The following is an 18,306-nucleotide window of genomic DNA, read 5'->3' on the forward strand; positions in this document are numbered from 1 at the left end:
AAACCTTAAGAGAACCTTACTGCTCCACAAACGCCCGTTCGACAACGTAATGCCCCATATCTCCCCCACGAGCTTCTTTGAAGCCCATGCTGTTGAGTATGGTGCAGGTGTCTTTGAGCATACTGGGGCTGCCGCAAATCATGAAGCGATCATTCTCGACATCAAGCTCTGACAAGCCCAAATCCTGGGTGATTTTGCCGCTTTCCATAGCGTGTGTCAGCCGCCCGGTGTGGCGAAAAGGTTCGCGAGTTACCGTCGGGTAATACAGCAGTTTGCCTTCCACCATTTCACCAAAGAACTCGTTTTGTGGCAGGGCCTCGATTTCATGCTGGTATGCCAATTCGGTAACGTAGCGAACACCGTGAGTTATAATCACTTTATCAAAGGCTTCGTAAACGTCCGGATCTTTTATGATGCTCATAAAGGGCGCAAGACCGGTGCCGGTGGCAATCAACCACAGATTTTTTCCTGGCAGCAGGTTGTCTAGAATTAGCGTACCGGTAGGCTTACGACTAATAAGAATTTCATCACCTACTTTTATTTTCTGTAGTCTGGACGTCAGCGGGCCGTCTTGCACTTTGATGGAGAGAAACTCGAGCTCTTCTTCATAATTTGCGCTGGCGATACTGTAGGCGCGCATCAGCGGTTTTCCTTCCGTTTCCAGACCAATCATCACAAAGTGGCCGTTCTTGAAACGAAAGCTGGGATCGCGACTGGTTTTGAAGCTGAACAGAGTATCGTTCCAATGATGCACACTGGTGACGGTTTCTTTAATCAAATTGCTCATTTCACCCTCTTGTGTCAATTCGCGTTAGATAGGAATAGCGTATTTGTTAGCGAGCGGCTACCTCAGCGGACCGCTGTGAAAACGAAACTCGGAATCTGGCTGTTCAATCAACTCTTGTTCGATGGCCAAAAATACCGCAACTCTGTCATCAACCGCGCCTCTATTGGCCTGTACGGCCAAAGCCAGGTAGTCGCGATAGTGGCGGGCTTCAGATTTCAGAAGTCCGTTATAAAAATTTGAGAGTTCAATATCAAGATACGGTGCAAGGGTCGCAAAGCGCTCACAAGAACGTGCCTCAATGATGGCGCCTATCACCAGCAAATCGACCAGACGCCCAGGGTCATTGCTGCGCACTGCGGCTCGCAGCCCTGCGGCATAACGCGCAGGAGTTAAATGACAATAGCTGATTCCGCGCACCGTCATCAGAGCCAGAACCTGCTCAAAGTGCCTTAACTCTTCCCGTGCCAATCGCGACATTTTGTGCAGCAGATCGGCGTTATCCACATAACGGTACATCAGGCTAAGCGCTGTGGAAGCTGCTTTTTTCTCGCAGTGGGCGTGGTCAATCAGCAGCAAGTCCTGATTCGCCAAAGCATTATCAATCCAGGCCTGAGGCGTCCGACACAACAAAAAGTCGTTAATACTATCATGAGCACCCTTGTGAATACGTTCGTTAGTGCTGTCGATATTAGTCTCGATAGTACTATCGATATTGCTGTTGATAGTGCTGTTGATAGCGCCGTAAATAGTGCTCTGCAGGGCGTCGTTCATGGCATCCCGAATATTGGATTAAAATTGATGCGCCAGTATAGCGCAGCCAACAAATCTCTCCGACCTCTGTCCAATTTAACTTTATAAGGGCTTTCCTATACACTGCAACGCCAGTTTAAAGCCTTTTTACCATAACATTTCCGCCAGGCGCCTTGCGCCAACCAAGCGGAACACTTCAACCGATGAGGGTCAAACCGTGTTAGAAGCTTACCGTGAACACGTTGCCGAGCGTGCAGCTCTGGGTATTCCACCCAAGCCTCTGAACGCCGAACAAACCGCCGCACTGGTGGAACTGCTGAAAAAGCCGTCCGCCCCTGAAAACGAAGACGAAAACGTACTGATTGACCTGTTGGAAAACCGTGTTCCGCCCGGGGTGGATGAAGCCGCCTATGTAAAAGCCGCGTTCCTGACCGCCCTTGTGAAAGGCGAAGCCAGTTCCCCAGCGATTAACAACGGCAAAGCAATTCAGTTGCTTGGAATGATGCAGGGCGGCTATAACATTACCACCCTGGTAGACCTGTTAGACGATCCCGCACTGGCCGAACCCGCCGGCATTCAGCTCAAACACACTTTGTTGATGTTCGACGCTTTCAACGACGTGAAAGTAAAAATGGACGCTGGCAACGCCGTCGCCAAAGACGTGATTGAATCGTGGGCTAACGCTGAATGGTTCACCAAGCGTAACAAAGTTGCCGACAGCATCAAAATGGTGGTGTTTAAAGTCACCGGCGAAACCAACACCGACGACCTGTCACCAGCACCCGATGCCTGGTCACGTCCTGACATTCCGTTGCATTCCCGCGCTGCTTATAAAATGACCCGCGATGGCCTGAGCCCCGAAGAACACGGTGTTACCGGCCCCATGAGCCAGATTGCCGACATCAGCGCCAAAGGCCTGCCCGTTGCTTTCGTAGGCGACGTTGTAGGTACCGGCTCTTCCCGTAAATCCGCCACCAACTCGGTGCTGTGGTTCTTCGGTGACGACATCCCTGGCGTGCCGAACAAGCGCGGCGGCGGTGTGTGTATCGGCAACAAAGTTGCCCCTATCTTCTTCAACACCATGGAAGACGCGGGCGCGCTGGTATTCGAAGCGCCGGTTGACGACATGAACATGGGCGACGTAATTGATATCCGCCCGTACGAAGGCAAAATTCTGAACGAAAACGGCGATGTGATCGCTGAATTCGGTTTCAAGTCTGACGTGATTCTGGACGAAGTTCAGGCTGGCGGCCGTATTCCGCTGATCATCGGCCGCGGCCTGACCACCAAGGCCCGTGAAACACTGGGCCTGGGCGCTACCGACATCTTCCGCCTGCCAGACGACCCTGAAGTTGGCACCAAGGGTTTCACCCTGGCGCAAAAAATGGTCGGCAAAGCCTGCGGACTGGAAGAAGGCCAAGGCGTTCGCCCCGGCACCTACTGCGAGCCGAAAATGACCACCGTGGGTTCCCAAGACACCACCGGCCCGATGACCCGTGACGAATTGAAAGATCTGGCGTGCCTGGGCTTCCAGGCCGACCTGGTCATGCAGTCATTCTGCCACACAGCCGCTTACCCCAAGCCGATTGACGTGGAAATGCAGCACACCATGCCAGACTTCATGCGTACCCGCGGCGGTGTTTCTCTGCGCCCGGGCGACGGCATCATCCACTCGTGGCTGAACCGCATGCTGCTGCCCGACACTGTAGGCACCGGTGGTGATTCCCACACCCGTTTTCCTATGGGCATTTCCTTCCCGGCCGGTTCTGGCTTGGTCGCGTTTGCCGCTGCCACCGGCGTTATGCCGCTGGACATGCCGGAATCAATACTGGTGCGTTTCAAAGGCGAACTGCAGCCCGGCATTACCCTGCGTGACCTGGTGCACGCCATTCCCCTTTATGGCATCAAGCAAGGCATGCTGACCGTTGAGAAGAAAGGCAAGATCAACGAATTCTCTGGCCGCGTGCTGGAAATCGAGGGTCTAGAGCACCTGACTGCAGAGCAGGCGTTCGAGCTGTCTGACGCGTCTGCCGAGCGCTCCGCTGCGGGCTGCACCATCAACTTGTCAGAAGAGTCGGTGGCCGAGTATCTGCGCTCCAACATCACCATGCTGCGCTGGATGATTGCCGAAGGTTATGGCGACGCGCGAACTCTGGAGCGTCGTGCCCAGGGTATGGAAGCCTGGCTGGCCAAGCCTGGCCTGATGCGCGCCGATTCCGATGCCGAGTACGCTCACACCATCGAAATTGATCTGGCCGATATCAAAGAGCCGATCGTGTGCTGCCCGAACGATCCGGACGACGCCCGCATTCTGTCCGATGTCGCCGGCGACAAGGTCGACGAAGTGTTCATCGGTTCGTGCATGACCAACATCGGTCACTTCCGCGCCGCCGGTAAACTGCTGGAGCAGAACAAAGAACCCCTGAAAGTGCGCCTCTGGATGTCTCCGCCCACCAAGATGGACGAGTCCCAGCTGATGGAAGAAGGCTACTTCAAAATCTACAGCGAAGCCGGTGTGCGTACCGAGATGCCGGGCTGTTCGCTGTGCATGGGTAACCAGGCGCGGGTAGGCGCTGGCACCACCGTATTGTCTACTTCCACCCGTAACTTTCCCAACCGTTTGGGCGATGGTGCAAACGTGTATCTGACTTCAGCGGAACTGGCGTCAGTAGGTGCGATTCTGGGCAAACTGCCAACACCGGCTGAGTACATGGAGTACGCCAAAAACCTGAACAGCATGTCGAAAGAGATCTACAACTACCTGAGCTTTGACAAGATGGACAACTACACCAGCAAAGCTGCAGAAGCCGATATCGCTTAAGCCTTTGTAAGGATTAAACCGGGGATCAAGCCGGAGACCAAGCCAAACCGGGGACAGATTTGAAATCTGTCCCCTATTTTGAGAACGCCAGCCTGAGAGCTGGCGTTTTTTATGCCCAGACACAAAAAAAGAGACCCCCGAAGGAGCCCCTTTTATCAACAATCGGGGACAGATTTGAAATCTGCCCCTATCCTCTTCGTTTACCGCTCGATGTGCTGATATTCACCGGTATCAGCCGTCATGCTACTAACAGCCATGATCGCAATCCAGGAAGCGACAAAGCCAGGAATGATCGCGTAAACACCCGGACCACCCATGAACTCGCCGCCCCAGCCCAGTGAAATCCAGACCATAACAGTAACCGCACCCACAACCAGACCAGCAATGGCACCGGTACCGTTAGTGCGCGGCCACATCAGCGACAGCAGAATCAGCGGACCGAACGCTGCACCAAAGCCTGCCCAGGCGTTACTGACCAGCCCCAAAACCTGAGAGTCGGGATCAGATGCAATAAACGCAGCAACCAGTCCAACCAGAACCACACAAACACGACCAATGTTCACACACTCGCGATCAGTTGCTTCTTTGCGCAGGAACAGGCGATAGAAGTCTTCAGTCAAAGAAGACGAGGACACCAGAAGCTGGCTGGAAATGGTACTCATAACCGCAGCCAACAGCGCAGCATAAAGGAAACCCGTAATCAGCGGGTGGAACAGCAGGTCAGACAAGATGATAAAGAGCGTTTCCGGATCATCGATCTCTATACCATTGCGCACTGCATAAGCCCGGCCAAAGACACCCAGAGAAATGGCACCGATCAGCGAAATAGCCATCCAGCCCATACCGATGTTACGGGCAATCGGAACATCTTTAAGGGTACGAATAGCCATAAAGCGCACGATGATATGAGGCTGACCAAAATAACCCAAGCCCCAGGTAACCGCAGAAAGCCATCCAACAAAGGTCAGCCCTTCTGTCCAGGACAGAAGCGTGGGGTCGATTTCATTCAAGGTCTGAGCTGCTTGCGTATAACCGCCGCCGCCTTCACCAAAGAGCACAACCGCCGGCATAAGAACCAGCGCCAGCATCATGATGACGCCCTGAACAAAGTCGGTCATGCTCACTGCCAGGAATCCACCGATAACCGTGTACACCAGCACCACGCCCAGTGTAATGATAATACCCACGGCGTAGTCGTTCAGACCACCGAAGTTGAAAATGCCGGAAAACGCACTTTCAAACAGCTTACCGCCAGCAACCAGGCCAGACGCGGTGTAAACGGCGAAGAAGATAACGATGACGATTGCCGACACCGTGCGCAATGACAGCGCCTGAGTCGGGAACCGATTTGCCAGAAAGGATGGAATGGTAATGGCATTACCATAATGAACCGTTTGTTCGCGCAGTCGGGGCGCAACAAGCGTCCAGTTTACGAACGCGCCCACAAACAGGCCAATACCGATCCAAGCTGAGGCCAAACCAGATACGTACAACGCACCCGGAAGACCCAGAAGTAACCATCCGCTCATGTCCGAGGCGCCAGCCGAAAGGGCCGCCACCTTTGGACTGAGCGATCGCCCGCCCAACATGTAATCTTCGGATGAGGACGTAGATGTGCGCATCGCATAAATGCCGATAGCAATCATGAGCGCAAAATAACCAATTAGACTGATCCAAACGCCAATAGCCATGAAACTCCTCCAGTTCAAATAGGACGGAATCAACTCCGACCGTTCGGCGCATTCACCCGGTAAATTCAGATGGTCGCACCGTTTGTTTTTTTACTTTCTTTGTTTTCGCCTGATAAAGCTCGACTACCTACAACGTATGCCTCGACATCACAACACTTACTGCCTCCCTACCGTTTCATTTCATTTTTTTCATTTCGTGCTGTTTCCATTCCCTACTGATTTAAGAGCATCTCACCCCTCAAACCTGTTCAATACCCAGCGACAACAACGATGCGTTACCGCCTACCGCTGTGGTGTTAATCGTGCGAGTACGTTCGGTAGCGAAACGTAACACGTAGTGTGGACCACCCGCTTTCGGGCCAGTGCCAGACAACCCCCGCCCACCAAATGGTTGCACCCCAACCACCGCACCAATTTGGTTACGGTTGACGTAGCAATTGCCCACTTTTACCCGGCGTTCGATGTAGGCGGCGGTGGATTCGCTACGGCTGTGAATGCCCAGGGTAAGGCCGTAACCGGTGGTGTTGATTTCGTCGATGACGTTGTCGAGCTGTTCTGCCTCGTAACGTATTACGTGCAAAATGGGACCGAAATGCTCGCCGTCCAGATCGTTAATGCTGTTAATACCGTAGGCAGACGGAACTACAAAATAGCCTGCAGAACAATCACTTGGCAACTCTTTGCGCCCAATCAACCGAGCGTTGGCTTCAAGATTGACCAAGTGTTTCTCAAGATTCTCTTTGGCTTTCTGGTCGATCACCGGGCCCACGTCAGTGCTGTGGCTTTGTGGGTTACCGACCACCAGCTCATTCATAGCGCCCGCCAAAAGGGTTTCCATGCGATCGGCTACGTCTTGCTGAACGTAGAGGACCCGCAGTGCTGAACAGCGTTGACCTGCACTGGCGAACGCAGACTGCACCACGTCGCGCACAACCTGTTCAGGTAAGGCGCTGCTGTCAACAATCATCGCGTTCTGGCCGCCGGTTTCGGCGATCAGCGGCACAATAGCACCGCTGCGCTGCGCCAGCGTGCGGTTCAAAAAATGTGCAACTAGGGTCGAACCGGTAAAGCAGACGCCGGCAATGCGTGAATCTGGCGTCAGCACCTTACCGAGTTTGGCGCCGTCGCCCGGCAAGAACTGCAGCACATTGGCCGGGAAACCGGCTTCCAGCATCAGCTCCATTCCACGCATGGCCACTAGACTGGTCTGCTCTGCGGGTTTTGCAATCACGGTATTGCCCGCTACCAGAGCCGCCATAATTTGGCCCGTGTAAATAGCCAGCGGGAAGTTCCAGGGACTGATGCACAGGAAAACGCCGCGGCCTTCCATGTACAGCTCGTTGCTTTCCCCGGTGGGCCCTGGCAGTGCGATGGCCTTGGCAAAGCGGGCACGGCCATCGTTGGCGTAGTAGCGGCAGAAATCGACGGCTTCACGCACTTCGTCAATACCGTCCTGCATGGTTTTTCCAGCTTCCTGGCAGCACAGAGCCATCAGCTCTTCCATGTGCTTTTCCATCAGGTTCGCAAACTTTTCAAGACACAGAGCGCGCTCTTCAACCGGGCGTTCATTCCATTTGCGGAAGCCGGCAAAGGCCACTTTTAAGGCGTCTTCCGCGTGTTTTTCATTAGCCCAAACGACGTCGCCTACCCGTTTGCTTCGGTCATAAGGCGCGCGCACTTCGGTTTTATCGCCGTCGCTGCGGCGCTCGCCGTTAATGACCGGGCAAGCGTGCCAACGGGCGCTGTTCCACTTCTGCAGATTGTTTATTAACGGCTCTAGCTGGGATGCCACGTGAATATTAATGCCGCGGGAATTACGGCGCTGCTCGCCAAAAATATCCATAGGCCGAGGAATGCGACTGTTCGCCAGCGAGTCGTATTTCTGCAGTTCCTGCACCGGGTTTTGCACCAGGTGTTCAATCGGGGTACTGGCATCTACCAAGCGATGTACAAATGAGGAGTTGGCGCCATTTTCCAGCAACCGGCGAACCAGATACGGCAGTAGATCTTTATGGGCACCCACCGGGGCATAGATACGAACCGGAATGTCGTGTTCTTGGAGAATGCTGTTGTACAGAGCGTCACCCATACCGTGCAGGCGCTGGAACTCAATTTTGCGATTGCGCTTCTTGGCCATAGCCAGAACCGCCGCAACGGTGTGTGCGTTATGACTCGCAAGCTGCGGGTACAGAGCACCCTGAGTGTAATCACTCAACAAAAACCGCAGGCACGCCAGATAGGACGTATCGGTGGCTTCTTTGCGAGTGAATACCGGATAGCTTTCAATGCCCATTTGCTGGCACATCTTGATTTCAGTGTCCCAGTAGGCGCCTTTCACCAAGCGAATGGGAATTTCGTCACCGGTTTCCTTCGCCAGCTTGGTCAGCCAACACAGCGCCGGCAGAGCGCGCTTTGAGTAGGCCTGAATAACCAAGCCGAAACCGCCCCAGCCGGATGCAGCCGGTGACGTCAGGATTTTCTCAAACAGCTTCAGTGACAACTCCAGCCGGTCCATTTCTTCAGCGTCTATGGTGATAGACACGTCTCTGTCACGGGCGAACTGCACAAGGTCGCACACGGTACGGTATAGTTCGGTGAGCACCCGGTGTTCCTGGGAAACTTCATAACGTGGATGCAGGGCTGACAGCTTGATGGAAATCGACAGCCGCGGAGCGTTATTTTGCGGATCAGGATCGTTGCCCACCGCCTCAATCGCCTGTAAATACTCTTTGAGGTAGAGATCAGCATCGTCTTGCGCCATCGCGGCTTCGCCGAGCATGTCGAAGGAATAGCTGTAACCCATCTTGCGGTCATCACGGGCCTGTTTCAGAGCTTCGGTGATGTCACGGCCCAATACAAACTGCTTGCCCATAATGGCCATGGCTTGGTTCATAGCGCCGCGAATCACTGGCTCGCCGCTGCGTTTAACCAAGCGGTTCCAGACGTTCGACGGTGAACCATCGAGGCGTTTGTCCATCTTCACCACACGACCGGTCAGCATCAAACCCCAAGTGGAGGCGTTAACCAGCGTCGATTCACTGCGCCCAACGTGTTTTTTCCAGTCAGCGCTCAACATTTTGTCTCTGATCAGCGCATCAGCCGTGTGCTTGTCCGGAATACGCATCAACGCTTCTGCCAAACACATCAACAGGATACCTTCCTCGGTATCCAGGCTGTATTCCTGAAGCAGCGCGTCAATCATGTGCACAGCGCCGTCTTGCGCGCGCACTTTCCCAATCAGCGAACTGGCGGTATCGGTTATCGCCTTGTGCTCGGAGGCGTCACTCTGTGCAAGCGGTATCAGCTCTTTCAGATAGGCAGCTTCGTCCACCTGATAGTTTTCCGTTAATCCCTGCCAGAAGAAGGAACGCGGCTGCTCTTGAAACGCCGGCTCCAGAACCTTACTCGCACGAAACATAAAGACACCTCTGCCAAAAACGGATACCCCGGGAGCAAGTTTGTCTCCAATTCAGGCACACCAAAAAAATTGATAGGCTGTTTATCAATACCAATAGTCATACATTAGTATTACTACGGATCTCGATCTTGCAAATTTCTACTGTTTATTTACAAAATCCTGCGGAAATTGACTTCGCTCGCTAAAAACCCGAAAAATCAGACGCCATTGGGGGAAATTGAAGGAAAACGGAAGGAAAACGGAGCTTAACGCCGCGCGCGCAGAGCACTCGCGGTCGTTCCGCGGTACTTTTTCAGCGCGTTAGCCAATGCGCTTTGAGAAGAAAATCCAGTGCGGTGGCTAATTTCAGACACAGACAGTGACGTTCTCTCAAGCAGTTTCGAGGCTTGATCGAGTCGGATTTGCAACAGAAATTGGTGCGGTGTGGTGCCGGTACTCTGACGGAACAGATCGTGAAAGCGGCTGGCACTCAGACAAGAAACAGCAGCCATGTCCCGAACGCCGATGTCACGATGCAGATTTTCAAGCAAAAAACGGCGCACCATGTCCGGGTTCACAGCGTTGCGCAGCGGCGCAGGTTGGCGTGGCGTTTCTGCCAGGCGCTGAGCCAGGCAATGCAGAATCGTTCCCGCGAAGTGCTGGTGCAGTGAGCTGTTTTCCGGAGCCCGGTCAAACTCGTCTGCAGCAAACTGCACCAGGCCCTGAAGGCGGTTGTCCAGGCTCAGGGTGCTGGGTTGCCAGAACAGAGGCTTCAGGCGTTGATAGTGGCTGTGAGCATTACTGCCAACGCTGGGCATATAAGGATCGACATCGATCACCAGTACATGATTACGCTGGTCGCCGCTGTAATCATGACGCGCATCTGTGGGAACCAGGCACGCTCGCCAGGCATCAATGTGGGACGCATTGCCGTCAACGAACAGATCAGCTTCCCCCTGCACACCCACAACCACCTGATGATGTTCGTGGCGATGCTGGTGCGAAGCGGTAGGCAGTTTCAACAGCTTTGCGGTCAGCATAAGTTCCGCTCTTTGACGCGGATTAGCGCCTTTCAGGATTCACTCGTGTGCACGGAGTATCCACGTGCCCCTAAAGTAAAGCAGTCATCGCGCCAATATTCAAAGACTGACTATGTCTTGAAACAAGCGTTTCACATCGGCACTGACCCGCGCCAGCGGTTGGCCTGCGTCAACAATGTGATAACGCTGAGGTTCGCGACGGGCACGCTGCAAATAGGTCGCGCGAATGCGGTCGAAGAATTCAACGGTTTCCTGTTCAAAGCGGTCCAACTCTCCACGCTTGCGGGCGCGAGCCATACCGGTTTCCACTGGCGCATCGAGCAGCACAATATGGTCAGGGCGAAGCTCGCCCTGCACCAGCGTTTCCAGCAATCCGATACGCTCGGCAGGCGTGCCGCGGCCACCGCCCTGGTAAGCGAAGGTTGCATCGGTAAAACGGTCACACAGCACCCACTGCCCGGCGGTTAGCGCCGGCAGTATAAGTGTATGCAGGTGCTGGGCACGAGCGGCGAACATCAGTAGCAACTCGGTCAGCTCATGCACCGGTTCATCCCGCGGCGCCAGAAGCAGCTCACGAATCGCCTCGGCCATCGGTGTACCGCCGGGCTCGCGAGTGACCAGAACATTTATACCCGCAGCGCGCAAGCTGGCCGCAGCAGTGGCCAACTGGGTGGACTTCCCCATCCCTTCGGTGCCTTCAAAAGTTATAAAACGGCCCCGCTGACTCATGGCTGTTTTTCCTGTACTTCCTGTTGTGTGGAGCTGCTCTCGGTGGCGTCCTCCCCGGGAGCAACGGGCGCCGGAGACGACCGGTAATCACTACGCCGGTTCAGCTGGAACTGCCGAACTGCCCGCTGGTGTTGAGCCAGAGTATGGGAAAACGTGTGCGTGCCATCACCGCGAGCCACGAAAAACAGCGCTTTACCATCAGCGGGCTGCAGAGCTGCGTGAATAGCTTCGCGACCGGCCAGGGCAATGGGCGTGGGCGGCAGGCCGTCAATTCGGTAAGTGTTGTAAGGCGTGTGCGTCTGCAGATCTTTACGAGTAATACGGCCTTTATACTGGTCACCCATGCCATAAATCACCGTTGGGTCGGTTTGCAGGCGCATGCCCTTATGCATGCGCCGCACAAACACGCCAGCTACCTGCTTACGCTCGTGCGCTGCGCCGGTTTCACGCTCGACAATAGACGCCATAATCAGAGCTTCATAAGGCGTTTTGTAGGGCAAATCCGCGGCCCGCGCAGCCCACTCCTCCGCCAGCACGCTCTGCATACGGTCGAACGAGCGCTGCAGCACATCAAGGTCAGAGTTGCTGCTGATAAACAAATAGGTATCGGGGAAAAACCAACCTTCGGGATGCTCGCCTTCGGCACCTACAGCCGTCATGATTTCAGCGTTGCTCCAGTCTGCTGTTTTTTGTTGCAGGCGCGGAGCCGCGGCCAGCGCCTTGCGCGCATCGGCAAAGGTCCAACCTTCGATAAATTGCAGCGCCCAGTGCTTGGTGTCGCCGTCAATCATCATTTGCAGCATGTTTTTCGGGCTTTGGCCGTCTATAAATTCATACTCACCGGCCTTAACCAAGGTTTGCTGCGGATGCAGCTTGCCGTATACCCGCAACCACAGGCTATCGGGCACCAGGTTCTGTTGCTCCAATTGCCGCGCCACCTGACTAAAAGCGGTACCTTGGGGTACGGCGAACAATTGCGGCTGTTCCAGTTGGCTTGGCAGATCCAGAGTTTCCAGGCCTTGGGACACCCACAGCGCCGTCCCGGCCGCTGTCAGCATCGCCGCGCCTAGCATCATTAGAATTAATTTATTCAACAAGGACAGTTTTTTAAACAAGGAATCTATTCCAGAGTGGTCAGCAGGTCACAGATTGTCGCAAGTCCGCCGGTGACAGGCAAATGAGCATCAGCCAATTGATAAACTGGCACCACACCCAGCACGCTACTGAGCAAATACAGACCTTCGCAGGCGGGCACCCTAAGGTCAGCCAGCCCGAGCGAACGCTCCAATACCGGTTCACCGCGGCGGCGCAGGCAATCCAGCACCCACTGGCGCATCACACCGTCTACCGCCAGAGCCGTTGCCGGCGGCGTTATCCATCCGGCAGTGGTCTTTACCAGTAGATTGGTTCTTGTGCCCTCTACCAGACAATCGTTGTGATCACGCATGATCAACTCGAAAACCCCATCGGTCAGTTCACGAGCCGCCATCACCTGCTCCAGGCGATTCAGGGTTTTCATACCAGCCAACTGTGGGTTAACCGTTAATCTTTGCCGTGCAATATCCGCGACCACGCCCGTTGCGGGCGGCAGTGGCGGCAACGGCCCGGCGCTGATCAGCAACTGCGGGCGGCTGTTACTGTCTGGGCGATAGCCGCGCCCGCCCGGGCCACGGCTAAGAATCAGCTTCAGCACCCAGCCACCTTGCCCGAGCCAACCGTCTGTCCCGGAATGAGCGTCAGATTTTTCACCAAAACCCGGAGCATAGCGTTCCGCCGCCAATTGGCAGGCGCGGCTCAGGGCATCGTGGGTAACCGTAATACCCAGGCGTTCGGCATCGACTAGCAGTCGGCGCTGGTGGCGGCCCAGCAGTGCACCACGCTGGCCCTGCATGCGAATGGTTTCGAACAGTCCGTCACCGTAGGCCAGCCCGCGGTCATTTGCCGCCAGCCCGCCCTCTTCCGCCCAAACAACATTCACCATCTGCCAGCTCTCACTTTTGATTCTTTCTCTTTTTATGCTTCCGCTTTCGAGCCGATTTTGGCCAATAAAAAAGCCGCACCTTGAATTACCAAGAGCGGCTTTTTTACTGCCTATCGAACGTCAGCGTATCAGGTGTGCGATACGATGTAGTCGATGGCATTCTGAACGCTGGCCAGTTTTTCGGCTTCTTCGTCAGGAATTTCAGTTTCGAATTCCTCTTCCAACGCCATAACCAGCTCAACGGTGTCCAGTGAGTCAGCGCCCAGATCTTCAACAAAAGAAGATGAGTTTTGAACTTCGGACTCTTTAACGCCCAACTGCTCACAAACAATCTTCTTAACGCGCTCTTCAACTGTACTCATAATGTCCTCACTTTGTGTGTCAACCAAGCAACCAATTGCTGCCAGTTTAGTGTAAAGCCTAACTGCAAACAAGCAGCGGCTGTTGGTAACCAATTGTGCGCCAAGGGTTTACCGCACATGCCCGACTGCGGGCTTAACCCATGTACATACCGCCATTTACGTGAATGGTTTCACCCGTCACATAGGCAGCTGCATTTGATGCCAGAAACGCGACAACTGCCGCGACTTCTTCCGGCTCACCCAAACGACCCGCAGGAATAACGTTCAGCATAGCGTCACGCTGACCGTCGTCCAGTTTACGGGTCATATCAGTATCAATAAACCCGGGAGCCACACAGTTGGCCGTAATTCCACGGGCAGACATTTCTTTTGCCAGGCTTCTGGTAAACCCCTCAACACCGGCCTTGGCCGCGCAGTAGTTACCTTGACCCGCATTGCCCATACTGGCAACGACCGAGCTGATATTAATCACCCGGCCCCAGCGCGCTTTTGCCATGCCACGCAGTACCGCTTTACTGGTGCGGTATACGCTGGTCAAGTTGGTTTCCAGCACATCGGCCCAGTCATCATCTTTTAAACGTAATAAAAGATTATCACGGGTAATACCGGCGTTATTGACCAGAATCAGCGGAGCGCCGGATTTTTCGGCGATCGTTTTCAGGCCGTCTTCAATGCTCTTCAAGTCGGCAACGTTCATCACCAAACCGTAGCCTTTGAAGCCACCGGCCTGCAATTCGGCGCTGATCGATTCAGCACCTGCGGTGGTTGTGGCGGTACCGATTACTTCGGCACCCTGCTCTGCCAAAGCCCGGGCCACGGCTTTACCAATTCCCCGGGTAGCACCGGTAACCAGTGCAACTTTGCCTTCCAGAGACATGCAATGCTTCCTTATTCAGAACGAATTTAGAGTTGAATAATCAACAGATTCAGCCTGCTATCCGGCTTTAGGAAACGCCGCCAGTGCTTTTTTCAAGTTGGCTTCGTCTTCAATATGGTATACCGCCAAATCACGATCTATGCGTTTGATCAGCCCTGCCAGTACTTTTCCACTGCCGCATTCAACGGCCACTTCTACACTATTATCAACCAGAGTGCGCACCGAATCGGTCCAGAGTACTGGCGAATAGAGCTGTTGCAAAAGGTTTGACTTAAGCTTGGCGGAATCAGTCTCGGCCGCGGCGTTAACATTTTGTATAACAGGTACACGGGCGTCGCTGAACCTTACCGCGTCTAGGGCTTCTGCCAGTTCTTCAGCCGCGCCTTTCATCAGCGCGCAATGTGATGGCACACTGACCGGAAGCACCATCGCCTTGCGCGCGCCTTTCTCTTTACAGGCTTCAATCGCGCGATCGACAGCGGCGGTATTACCGGCAATAACCACTTGACCCGGAGCGTTAAAATTCACCGCCGATACCACATGCCCTTGAGCCGCACTGGCACACGCCGCAATTACGTCGGCGGGTTCCAGACCAAGAATAGCGGCCATTTTACCTTCACCGGCGGGCACCGCTTCTTGCATAAGTTCGCCGCGCAGCCGCACCAGCTTAACGGCTTCCACAAAATCCAGGCTCTCGGCTGCGACCAAAGCGCTGTATTCACCCAGGCTGTGACCGGCGAAAAAATCCGGCACAACACCACCTTCAACACACCACTGACGCCACAGAGCCACGCTCGCGGTCAGTAATGCAGGCTGGGTAATCATGGTCTGATTCAGCTCTTCAACCGGGCCTTTCTGGCACAACTGCCATAAGTCATAACCCAACACGTTCGACGCATCGTCAAAGGTTTTGTTAATAATGGGCCAAGTCTCGGCGGCTGCAGACAACATGCCGATAGACTGAGAACCCTGGCCGGGGAAAATAAAGGCTGATTTCATAGGGCGAATCTTATCGTCTTTAGAGGTTTGCGGAAGTTAGCCATTAGTGCAAGCCAAGTCGTACACGCCAGAGTGGCTATGCGTGCTTGGCCAGTACCGGGCAAAATCAATTTAGCCGCAGTGTAGCCTATGCGCCAGGCCGACGCAGATTCTGCGCCTTGATTATAACAGGATTTCATCAAGCCGTTCGTTAATGCGCCGGGGTACCTCGCACTCAACCTCACGCACTGCCAGGCGAACCGCTGCCAGCACAGCACGCTCATTGGCATTACCGTGGCTTTTAACCACTACCCCCTGCAAGCCAAGCAAACTGGCTCCGTTGTGACGCGACGGATCAATTAGCCGCAACAGTTTCCGCAGCAGCGGCTTAGCCAGCAAGCCCACGAAACGCCCATACAACGAGCGCGTGAACGCCTGCTCTAACAGCTCAATTAACAGCCCGGCCACACCTTCGCCGGTTTTCAGGGCGATATTACCGACAAAACCGTCGCACACCACGACATCGGCAACATCACGGAACAGATCGCTGCCCTCCACGTAGCCAATGTAGTTAATGGTATCGCTCTGGGCCAGTAAGTGGGATGCAAGACGCACCTGTTCATTGCCTTTGATCTCTTCTTCACCCACGTTCAAAAGCGCCACACGGGGTTCAGACTTGCCGGCGACAGCGGAGGCCAACAAAGACCCCATAAGCGCGTGCTGGTAAAGGTTTTCAGCGCTGGCGTCTACGTTGGCGCCGAGGTCTAGCACGTAGCAGCGACCCCTTAACGACGGTATCAGTTTCGCGATCGCGGGGCGCTCGATACCCGAATACATGCCAATGATACTGCGCCCAAAACCCATCAGAGCTCCGGTGTTGCCGGCACTAACGCAACCGCCGGCTTTACCCTCGGCAACCAGGCGCACAGCCACTGCCATCGAAGAGTTTCGCCTGTGGCGCAGGGCGAACGATGGGCGGTCATTCATTCGCACTACGTCAGCCGCTTCCTCAACACGGATACGACTGTGACCCTGTGGCGCACTCTTTAACAACAAAGCCTCGAGCTCGCTCTGGATTCCCACCAGAATGATGCTCAAGGCTTTATTTTCGTGCACTGCCTGAACCGCCGCCGAAACAGTCACCGCAGGCCCGCGATCACCGCTCATGGCGTCAATCGCAATTGTGACAGGCCTCACCGTGTGTGTTTCAAGCATAGATCAAAGCCATTCCGTAACGGAATTACTCGTCGCGCGCTTCAATTACCTGCTTACCACGGTAGAAGCCATCAGGCGACACGTGGTGGCGGCGATGTACTTCACCAGTAGTAACGTCGGTAGACAGCGCAGTGGCGCTCAACGCGTCGTGTGAACGACGCATGCCACGCCTGGAACGGGTTTTACGACTCTTCTGTACAGCCATGATTCAACTCCTGACCTGTAAACGCAATCCTGAGCTAAAACGCTGCAGGTCATGCGTATGGTTAATAATGAAAATGAAATGCACTGAAAACCGATTTTGAAACAATGGTGCGAAAATATCGTTCAAAAAAAGCTTTCAATGCTTCGTGTTCTTCAGACCCGCCAGCACACTGAACGGATTCTCGGCGGATTTTCTGGCCGGCTTTCCTGCATTGCCGCCAGGCTCCAAGGCTTCAAGATCTTCCCGCGCCGGGCACTCGTCGCGTTCATGGAGCGGGAACGGCGGCAGCACCAACAACAGTTCGTCTTCAACCATGAACCAGAGGTTCGCGTTGAAGTCGTTTGTCAAAAACGGTTCGAGGCTCTGCGGTAGCCGTTGCGCCTGCTCGTCGCTGGTTACTAGTCCCAACTCAAAGTGTGAACGCAACGTTACCTGCATTGGCCCCATGCAACGCTGACACTGCAGCTGTGCCGGAGCCGCCAGCTCTCCACTTACGACACGGCGACGTTCAGGGTCCATCCGAAAGGACAGACGAACGCTGCAAACAGCGTTGTCATCCAGGCCCATAACGGCCTCACGGAAACGCAATAGTGCCCCGGTAGGCACTTCGCCTTCCAGAACCGTATGCTGTTCCGCCAACTTGTATGGATCGACGGATTTGGGTAGCTTGGGATTTATCGCATTTGACATAGGCGCGCAATTCTAGGGGCGACATGGCCCCGTGTCAAAGACTTCGTCGGCTTTTGGCCGGGTTTTACAGATAGCCCAACAAGGATACACCATGGTAAACGAATCTTTACCCCACAGCGACCACGCAAAGCAAACCGACAATGACGCTAAGCCCACCCTGGTGCTGGCGTCGTCTTCGCCTTGGCGGCGGGAGCTGCTTCAGCGCCTGGGCCTGAATTTCGACTGTGCCAGCCCAAATATTGATGAAAGCCCGGCCAACGACGAAGTACCGCAAGAACTGGCTTTACGCCTGGCCCGGCAAAAAGCCGAAGCCCTGGCTGAACGCTACCCGCACCACTGGATTATCGGCTCGGACCAGGTCGCCTGCCTGGCCAATGGCGAACTTCTCGACAAACCCGGAACACACAGCAACGCCGTGAGCCAGCTCATCCGCAGCAGCGGGCAACAGGTGTCCTTTTATACCAGCCTGTATTTATTAGACAGCTCTAACGGTGCCAGTCAGCAGCATTGCGAGCCATTCAGCGTGCAGTTCCGCTCCCTGAGCCTGGCGGAAATAGAAGCCTACTTGCGCCGCGAGCAACCCTACCAGTGCGCTGGCGCCTTTATGATGGAAGGCCTCGGCATCACTTTGTTCGATAGCCTGCAGGGGCAAGACCCGAACGCGCTGATTGGCTTGCCCCTGATTGCTCTCAACCGAATGCTCATTAACTGGCACTGCAACCCGCTGCTGCAAAACACCCGCTAACGCGTGAGTGCCAGCGTATTAACGCAGGCTTTCAAACT

16 protein-coding genes are annotated in these 18,306 nt (G+C 54.6%); 2 read left to right on the forward strand and 14 right to left on the reverse strand.

Annotated features, from left to right (window positions below):
- Positions 1 to 16 precede the first annotated feature (16 nt).
- Together MRBBS_RS11770 and MRBBS_RS11775 are read right to left on the reverse strand one after the other, a co-directional pair.
- On the reverse strand, positions 17 to 787 hold the full coding sequence (locus MRBBS_RS11770; protein ID WP_014871740.1) for a ferredoxin--NADP reductase: 771 nt from the start codon (positions 785 to 787) through the stop codon (positions 17 to 19).
- Positions 788 to 844: 57 nt separating this feature from the next.
- On the reverse strand, positions 845 to 1,558 hold the full coding sequence (locus MRBBS_RS11775; RefSeq protein ID WP_014871741.1) for a tRNA-(ms[2]io[6]A)-hydroxylase: 714 nt from the start codon (positions 1,556 to 1,558) through the stop codon (positions 845 to 847).
- Positions 1,559 to 1,754: 196 nt separating this feature from the next.
- Between MRBBS_RS11775 and MRBBS_RS11780 the strand changes: the two genes are divergently transcribed.
- On the forward strand, positions 1,755 to 4,358 hold the full coding sequence (locus MRBBS_RS11780) for a bifunctional aconitate hydratase 2/2-methylisocitrate dehydratase (RefSeq protein ID WP_014871742.1): 2,604 nt from the start codon (positions 1,755 to 1,757) through the stop codon (positions 4,356 to 4,358).
- A 200-nt stretch (positions 4,359 to 4,558) separates the two neighbouring features.
- Here the strand turns inward: MRBBS_RS11780 and putP are convergent, their stop codons facing one another.
- From putP to MRBBS_RS11840, 12 genes are all read right to left on the reverse strand, one after another.
- Positions 4,559 to 6,049 (reverse strand): sodium/proline symporter PutP, encoded by a 1,491-nt coding sequence (gene putP, locus MRBBS_RS11785; protein WP_014871743.1) that lies wholly within the window; start codon positions 6,047 to 6,049, stop codon positions 4,559 to 4,561.
- A 238-nt stretch (positions 6,050 to 6,287) separates the two neighbouring features.
- Positions 6,288 to 9,467 carry a bifunctional proline dehydrogenase/L-glutamate gamma-semialdehyde dehydrogenase PutA gene (gene putA / locus MRBBS_RS11790; protein WP_014871744.1) on the reverse strand — a complete coding sequence of 1,060 codons (3,180 nt, stop codon included), beginning with the start codon at positions 9,465 to 9,467 and terminating at the stop codon, positions 6,288 to 6,290.
- A gap of 245 nt (positions 9,468 to 9,712) precedes the next feature.
- Positions 9,713 to 10,486 carry an AraC family transcriptional regulator gene (locus MRBBS_RS11795; protein WP_014871745.1) on the reverse strand — a complete coding sequence of 258 codons (774 nt, stop codon included), beginning with the start codon at positions 10,484 to 10,486 and terminating at the stop codon, positions 9,713 to 9,715.
- Between the two features lie 99 nt (positions 10,487 to 10,585).
- Positions 10,586 to 11,215: a dTMP kinase gene (tmk, locus tag MRBBS_RS11800; RefSeq protein WP_014871746.1), complete on the reverse strand. Its 630-nt coding sequence runs from the start codon at positions 11,213 to 11,215 to the stop codon at positions 10,586 to 10,588.
- The gene (gene mltG, locus MRBBS_RS11805; RefSeq protein ID WP_014871747.1) at positions 11,212 to 12,330 is read right to left on the reverse strand and encodes an endolytic transglycosylase MltG; all 1,119 of its coding nucleotides are present in this window, start codon (positions 12,328 to 12,330) and stop codon (positions 11,212 to 11,214) included. The genes tmk and mltG overlap by 4 nt, the downstream gene beginning before the upstream one ends.
- 5 nt (positions 12,331 to 12,335) lie before the next feature.
- Complete coding sequence (locus MRBBS_RS11810; RefSeq protein ID WP_014871748.1) at positions 12,336 to 13,196, reverse strand: aminotransferase class IV; 861 nt, start codon at positions 13,194 to 13,196, stop codon at positions 12,336 to 12,338.
- Between the two features lie 128 nt (positions 13,197 to 13,324).
- Positions 13,325 to 13,558, reverse strand: a complete 234-nt coding sequence (gene acpP, locus MRBBS_RS11815; RefSeq protein ID WP_014871749.1) for an acyl carrier protein — start codon at positions 13,556 to 13,558, stop codon at positions 13,325 to 13,327.
- 133 nt (positions 13,559 to 13,691) lie between these two features.
- Positions 13,692 to 14,435, reverse strand: a complete 744-nt coding sequence (fabG, locus tag MRBBS_RS11820; protein ID WP_014871750.1) for a 3-oxoacyl-ACP reductase FabG — start codon at positions 14,433 to 14,435, stop codon at positions 13,692 to 13,694.
- 57 nt (positions 14,436 to 14,492) lie between these two features.
- Positions 14,493 to 15,434, reverse strand: a complete 942-nt coding sequence (gene fabD, locus MRBBS_RS11825) for an ACP S-malonyltransferase (RefSeq protein WP_014871751.1) — start codon at positions 15,432 to 15,434, stop codon at positions 14,493 to 14,495.
- Between the two features lie 162 nt (positions 15,435 to 15,596).
- A complete protein-coding gene (gene plsX, locus MRBBS_RS11830; protein WP_014871752.1) occupies positions 15,597 to 16,628 on the reverse strand; it encodes a phosphate acyltransferase PlsX in 1,032 nt (343 codons plus the stop codon).
- Between the two features lie 25 nt (positions 16,629 to 16,653).
- A complete protein-coding gene (gene rpmF, locus MRBBS_RS11835) occupies positions 16,654 to 16,833 on the reverse strand; it encodes a 50S ribosomal protein L32 (protein WP_007351786.1) in 180 nt (59 codons plus the stop codon).
- Between the two features lie 135 nt (positions 16,834 to 16,968).
- The gene (locus MRBBS_RS11840) at positions 16,969 to 17,523 is read right to left on the reverse strand and encodes a YceD family protein (RefSeq protein ID WP_014871753.1); all 555 of its coding nucleotides are present in this window, start codon (positions 17,521 to 17,523) and stop codon (positions 16,969 to 16,971) included.
- A 91-nt stretch (positions 17,524 to 17,614) separates the two neighbouring features.
- Between MRBBS_RS11840 and MRBBS_RS11845 the strand changes: the two genes are divergently transcribed.
- Positions 17,615 to 18,268: a Maf family protein gene (locus MRBBS_RS11845; RefSeq protein ID WP_014871754.1), complete on the forward strand. Its 654-nt coding sequence runs from the start codon at positions 17,615 to 17,617 to the stop codon at positions 18,266 to 18,268.
- Positions 18,269 to 18,306: the final 38 nt, after the last annotated feature.

Source organism: Marinobacter sp. BSs20148, assembly GCF_000283275.1.
GTDB lineage: Bacteria > Pseudomonadota > Gammaproteobacteria > Pseudomonadales > Oleiphilaceae > Marinobacter > Marinobacter psychrophilus.